The sequence below is a fragment of the uncultured Corynebacterium sp. genome (assembly GCF_902489365.1).
Taxonomy (GTDB): Bacteria; Actinomycetota; Actinomycetes; order Mycobacteriales; family Mycobacteriaceae; genus Corynebacterium.
This window is the reverse complement of sequence record NZ_CABTZR010000011.1, coordinates 40,201-46,587: the sequence shown is the minus strand read 5'-3', so window position 1 is coordinate 46,587 and position 6,387 is coordinate 40,201. Positions and strand designations below refer to the sequence as shown.

General features: G+C 56.7%; 6 protein-coding genes. All 6 read right to left on the bottom strand.

Annotated elements, in window-relative coordinates; genetic code table 11:
• Positions 1–405: 405 nt before the first annotated feature.
• Positions 406–1,665 (bottom strand): tyrosine--tRNA ligase, encoded by a 1,260-nt coding sequence (gene tyrS / locus RDN59_RS03125; protein WP_308606554.1) that lies wholly within the window; start codon positions 1,663–1,665, stop codon positions 406–408.
• A 37-nt stretch (positions 1,666–1,702) separates the two neighbouring features.
• Positions 1,703–1,882 (bottom strand): Trm112 family protein, encoded by a 180-nt coding sequence (locus RDN59_RS03120; RefSeq protein WP_308606553.1) that lies wholly within the window; start codon positions 1,880–1,882, stop codon positions 1,703–1,705.
• 11 nt (positions 1,883–1,893) lie between these two features.
• Complete coding sequence (locus tag RDN59_RS03115; RefSeq protein WP_308606551.1) at positions 1,894–2,490, bottom strand: hypothetical protein; 597 nt, start codon at positions 2,488–2,490, stop codon at positions 1,894–1,896.
• A 35-nt stretch (positions 2,491–2,525) separates the two neighbouring features.
• On the bottom strand, positions 2,526–4,091 hold the full coding sequence (locus RDN59_RS03110) for a VWA domain-containing protein (RefSeq protein WP_308606550.1): 1,566 nt from the start codon (positions 4,089–4,091) through the stop codon (positions 2,526–2,528).
• A 35-nt stretch (positions 4,092–4,126) separates the two neighbouring features.
• Positions 4,127–5,254: a hypothetical protein gene (locus tag RDN59_RS03105; RefSeq protein ID WP_308606549.1), complete on the bottom strand. Its 1,128-nt coding sequence runs from the start codon at positions 5,252–5,254 to the stop codon at positions 4,127–4,129.
• A gap of 90 nt (positions 5,255–5,344) precedes the next feature.
• Positions 5,345–6,382, bottom strand: a complete 1,038-nt coding sequence (locus RDN59_RS03100) for an ornithine cyclodeaminase (protein WP_308606548.1) — start codon at positions 6,380–6,382, stop codon at positions 5,345–5,347.
• Positions 6,383–6,387: the final 5 nt, after the last annotated feature.

Here is a 6,387-nt window from a genome sequence, read left to right as displayed (position 1 = left end):
CATCCGGCATACACCAACCGCGATACGCATACGGCGTATCGCAGCCACAATGAATAAAATCAACCAACACAAAAAGTACATTGGCACACTATTGAGTTCTCAAACATCATCCGCACACCCGTCACTTCGAATTCATCGATTCTCTGCTCTGAGCGGCTGGAGTTCACACTCTAGCTAACAAGTTTCTCTCTTGTCAACTAGGAGTTAATCTCCGTGTCACCAGCTTCTCGCGGCGACCTCGATAAATATACGCACAGCCCCTAGCTTCAACAAATCGCCAGGTAAACAGCAGTTTTCTTAACCTACGGCAGCCGGTGCAGATACTCCGTCCCAGAAACGACGAAATCCCGCCGCACAAAGCGACGGGATCCGTATGCAGTCATCTAGCGAGGTCGAGCACGCTAATTAGTCGAGCTTGGCACCGGCAAAGTTCTTCTTACCGCGACGAAGGACCAGCCACTTACCGTGTAGCAGGTCTTCGTCCGCCGGCTCCCAGTCATCGGATTCAATCCGCTGGTTGTTGACGTAGGCTCCGCCTTCCTTGATGGTGCGACGAGCCGCACCCTTGGAATCTGCCAGACCAGAGGCAACCAACAGATCAACGATGGTGCGCGGATCACCAGCAGCAATCTCGGCCACGGTGGTTTCAGAAAGCGCACCCGCCAGCGCCTGCTCATCAAGGTCAGCAAGCTCTGCTTTACCGAACAGCGCTTGAGCAGCAAGTTCGACAGCCTTGGTGGCATCCTCGCCGTGAACCAGCGTGGTCATTTCCTGGGCGAGACGGCGCTGTGCCTCGCGACGGAAAGGTTCATTGGCAACCTTCTCCTCGTATTCAGCGATCTCCTCCTTAGACAGGAAGGTAAACCACCGCAGGTAGTCAATGACCACGGAATCGCCGGCATTGAGGAAGTACTGGTACCACGAGTAAGGCGACGTCTTTTCCGGATCGAGCCAGAGCTTTCCGCCACCGGTAGACTTGCCAAACTTTTGCCCCTGGGCATCCGTCACCAGCGGGACGGTGAGACCGTGGACTTTGACGCCCTTAACGCGGCGGTTGAGGTCGACACCAGACACAATGTTTCCCCACTGATCACCGCCGCCGATCTGCAGGACGCAGTCGTACTCCTCGTGAAGGTGGACGTAGTCATTGGACTGGAGGAGCATGTAAGAGAACTCGGTGTAGGAAATACCGTCGGACTCCAAGCGGCGCTTGACGGTATCACGATCCAACATGGTATTCAGCGAGAAGTTTTTGCCGACATCACGCAGGAAATCAATGACGGTCATCTGCGAGGTCCAGTCAGCATTGTTGACCATGGTGGCTGCGTTCTCGCCCTCAAAGTCAATAAACTGGCGTAGCTGTTTCTTGATAGCCACCATGTTCTCGTTGATGGTCTCCTGCGACAGCATGGTGCGCTCCCCTACGTCGCGTGGGTCACCGATTTGGCCCGTTGCGCCACCGGCCAAAGCAATCGGGTGGTGGCCAGCTTTTTGGAAACGGCGCAGCATAATCATCGGAACGAGGTGACCAGCATGGAGGGAGTCACCGGTTGGATCAAAACCGCAGTACAAGGTAATGGGCTCTTCGCAGGCCTCGCGCAGCGCGTCAAGGTCGGTGGACTGGTTAATGAGGCCGCGCCACTGCAGCTCATCGATGATGTTCATGAATGCTCCTTGGAAAGTCGATTCGGTGCTGTGAGAATTAATTCTGGGGTGGCCACGGTACTGCGTGGTCTACCAGCATGACGGGAATGTCGTTCTCAATGGGATAGGCCACGCCGAGGCGTTCGTTGACCAAAACCTGTTCTTCGGCCAGATAAACCAGCGGACCTTTATCCTGCGGACATACCAAGATGTCGAGCAGCTTCGAATCGAGACTCATAACCGCTAACCCTACACCTCCTTGGATTCGATGGATGGAAGGGTCCCGCCGTATTCGAGTTTGAGAGCCATGGAATGGTTGCGCAGGTTGCGTACCGAGTTTTGGGCTATGGCATCTCGAATCTCACCCATCTCTCGGCCTAGGATCCCCAGCGATTCGCTCATTTCCTCGACAGCGACTGGATTCTTCAAGTCCGTTACGTCGAGGTAAGAATTCACCAGCTCCTTGGAGTGTTCTTCAATCATGTCCCGCACGAGGGCTTGCTGGTGTGGAGCATCGTCAAGGCGGTGCCAATTGTCTAGGACCCACACAGCCGAGTCATCGAACGAGTCCCACGCTTTCTGAACAGGTCCGGGCACTTTGGACTGCTTCAGGTTGTATCGGACGCCCTCCAACGAATTAATCAATTCACCTGCGCCGGATGGAGGGGCTTCAATGGCCTTCTTCTCCTGCTTGGGCGGCGTCACGAATCCTGCAGCCGCACCTGTGGAGACCGCGACTAGTGGCCACAGGAAACCTAAACCGCCACCAGTTAGCACGTGAAGGACGACAACGAGCGCGGTTACCGCAACGCCGACGACGATCTTCCGCGAGTTCAGTGTGTTCATAAGGTGTAGGTCCTCCTGGGGATAGGTGGAGATTTTTACTGGTAAGCGCGGATTTCCTCGAAGGCCGCGGCAAGGTCGCCGTTGAGCGCATCGAATGTCTTGCCGCCCGTGAGCTGAGCAAGCTCCTCCATCTCTTGAATGTTGGCTTCACCATACAAGATGACAAAGACCGGGATCTCCTTTTTCTCCGGGGGAAGCTGCTCATAGGCCTCCTTGAATTGTGCAAAAGTGCGCCCACGCGTCACTTCGCCATCAGTCATGAGTACCACGGTCCCGATCTCGCCGTTGCTGGTGTCTACCTCGTTGAAAGCATTGAGCACGGCCTCGAACGTCGCCGTATCGCCATCCGCCACGAGTCGATCTACGCGATCAGCAAGCTCTTTTGTGGTTGCCGGATTCTCTAAATCGACTCGCGCGCGAGTCGGCTGCTGAGGCTCGGAAGAATAAGGGATGAGCTTGATCTGCTCACGGTTACGGAAGGCTACCTGGCCTTCACCGTCTGGAGAGCCGTCAGCTGAGCCGTCGATCAGCGGGCGCAGACTATTCTTGAGCAAATCAATGCGCTCGCCCTCCATGGAGCCCGAGGTATCCAAGACCAGCGCCGTGTTGCCAGGGTTACGCAGCTCGTGAGCAAAGGCATCCTCCAGTGCGCTTACGGTTTGTTCATTCGCCGGGTACGGCAGCTCGAAGATGGTCCCAGGCATATCAGAATCGTCCACACGCAGGTGGTAGTTCCTCAGCTTCTCTGGGTGTTCAGCAAACCATTCGGCAAGCGCCTGCACCTTGCCCTCAGCCTCCTGGTCCGGGGAGCTGGCGAGAGCCGACAAGGGGTAGTCCGCCGAAATCACGCCATCGGAGGGGATGACCACCTCAAGATCGACGCCCTCATCCTTGAGCTGGTAAAGCACTGATTCATAGTTAAGGATGGCGTCGGCCTGCTCCGGATGCTCGCGGAACCTATCAGCCAGCCAACCCGACGATCCCGACGTTAAAGTCTGGTTGCTGAAGAGTTTCTGGACCTTGCCCGTGGCCTGGCGGATATCTTTCTCCGTAAGCGCGCGGCCGGTGTCCGCGAAAGCAGTGGTAGCGGCCGCTAGCGCGGAGAAGCCCGAATTTGAGGTCGAAGGATCGGTCATACCGAAGGTAATCCCCGAGTCAGCAATCTCCTGCCACGTCGGTTGCTTCGTGGTCCAGCCCTTTTCCTTCGCCACGGAAGGCTGCACACCGAGTACCACGGGGGATCGCGCCACACTGTGTTCTTTTCGCAGCTTCTCATCGGCACCAATGATGCGCGCATAACGATTGGTGGCAAACCACGTGGCATCATAGGTTCCGTCGAAACCGCCTTGTTTCAGGCTGCGGGAATTCGCCAGCGTCCCATCCTCAGTGGTCATGGTGATATCGAAGCCGAGGTCTTGGGAGGCGTCGTCAAGCACCGGCTCCAGAGGCTTAAGCTCCGTGGCCGCCACAATGTTGAGGCCACCGCTGAAGGAGGAGCCGGAACCCGGCATATCCAAATCATCGAACAAGCCGCCTGCCGAACAAGCCGTCAGCGCCATGGTGCTCAGCATTGCGAGCAGGACTTTTAAAGACCGAAACATTCCCTGTACCTTCCTGATGCTTTCCTTGCGGGGCCTTAGCCAACCACCCGCAAAATCTCTTCATAATCCGCCCACCGTAGTTGGGTGGTATCGCCACCATCCACCGGGATCGGGTAGGTAGCTGAAGAGTCAATGTTGGCAACGAAGTCCGAATTCTGCGAGCCCAAGCCAAGGTTCTCCGCGACTGCTGGGATTGCGTCTTCATCCATTGCTGTGGCGAACAATGCGCCCTCGTCCGTGCGTGGAAGAACGATGCTGCTTAGTTTCGTCGCCGGTTTCAACGACAACAGCGCATAGCCGGATAGGTCCTTGCCCGCACGATCGAGGTACAGGTACTGCTCCGCAGTGGTCAATACCATAGGCATTTCGCCCTTATCCACACGGAGGAAAGCATCGAGGATGCCCTGATCGGTGGTTTCGCCATACCCCTGATCAGCAACGAGGCGGCGCATGATGTCATTCGCCTGCGCGTTGATCTTCTCCTTGCTATCGCTGCCCAGTTCCTTTTCCGCATAGCTCGCGGCCGCGGTGTGTACGACCCGGGCATAGCGCAGTGCGGCAAAGGACTGGTCCACCTGTGGCACCGCCACATCCACCACGCGCGGCGAGCCGAAGGACGGGCTGATGTCCCGCCAGCGAGTGTCCTTCTGGGACATCTCCACCAGCGTCTCCATGTCCAAAGCCGCCTGGTTGTCGTATCCCGCAACCAAACCGTGGTCCCTCATGTCCTCGACAAGCTCGCTATGTACCAGCACCAACAGCGGCTTACCAAAATACATCGGGGATAGGTCATCCCTTCCGGCTAGATCCGGATGGGCATCGCGCACATCGGAGGTCCATGTAGCGCCGTTAGGATCCGCGAGCACAAAGTCATAATCTTTGTCCAAGCTACTGCTTCCCTCAACGAAGTCCCGTGCCGGCAGGATATCGAGCTCGAGCTCGATATCGTGCTTTTCCATCGCCTTCGTTGTGGCTGGGTCCTTAAAAACAGCCTCCAGCTCCGGGCTAATGGCGCCCTTAACGTGATGCGTGCCTGTGGAAAAGCCAAAGCTCGGAAGGGAGCTACCTCCGCGCCCCACCACGATGGATGCCACAGCAATCACGAGGAAAACCGCGGCGATCACGAAGGACTTGGTGCGCTTCTTCGACGATGAGCTGCTCATGACCTAGATCATAAAGTGATTTTCTTCCCACCGCTGGATTCACGGCGGGGCAAGGGGAGAAACAGGCACCCCCCTTGCCTTGCGCTCGGGCTAAAGAAGGGAAGGTACGTTCGCGACCAAGGAGAAAAGATCCTTGGGGTCGTCGGGGTTCGCGATGATGTCGATTTCGGATTCCAAATCTGTGCCCTTGACAGAATCGCGCAGGTAGCGGAGAGCCGAAAAGTCATTGATAGCGAATCCGACATCATCGAAGAGTGTGATCTGCTCGTCATTATCGCGCCCGGTGGCTTGGCCGGTGAGTACCTGATAGAACTCGACCACGGGGAAGTCCTCCGGTTTCTGCTGAATCTCTCCTTCGATGCGTGTCTGCTCTGGGAATTCAACGAAAACCTTGGATTTATCCAGGATGGAGCTTTCAAGCTCGGTCTTGCCCGGGCAATCACCACCGACGGCATTGAGGTGCACGCCCGGTGCAACGTGGCGCTCAGCCAGAATCTGGTTTTGAGCCTTGTCCGCGGTGCAGGTGGTAATGATATCCGCGCCCACAACGACCTCGTCAACGCTCGAGGCGGCCGTGATGTTGAAGCCCAAGGGTTCCAGATTGCGCTGGAATTTTTCTACGGCCTCAGGGTCAATGTCGTAGATGGCAATCTCGTCGATTCCCATCACGCCACGGAAGGCTAGGGCTTGGAACTCGGACTGGGAGCCGGCACCCACCATGGCCATGCGCTTGGAATCCTTGCGGGCTAGGTACTTGGCCACCATGGCGGAGGTTGCGGCCGTACGTAGTGCAGTAAGCAGCGTCATTTCGGCCTCGAAGGTGGGGTATCCATTGTCAACGTCTGCCAACACGCCGAAGGCAGTAACCGTCTGATAGCCGCGGGCGGGGTTGGACGGGTGACCGTTGACGTATTTGAAGGAGTACTCCTTGCCATTGGAGGTCGGCATGAGCTCAATAACGCCAAAGGGGGTGTGGGAGGCAACGCGCGCAACCTTGTCGAAGCGCTCCCATTCGCGGTAGTCGGCTTCAAGATAGTCCACCATCCCGGTGATGATGTTCTCGACGCCTTCGCGCTGAATCCAGCGCGCCATATTTTCTACGTCCACAAACTTAACTACAGGCTTCATCAAAG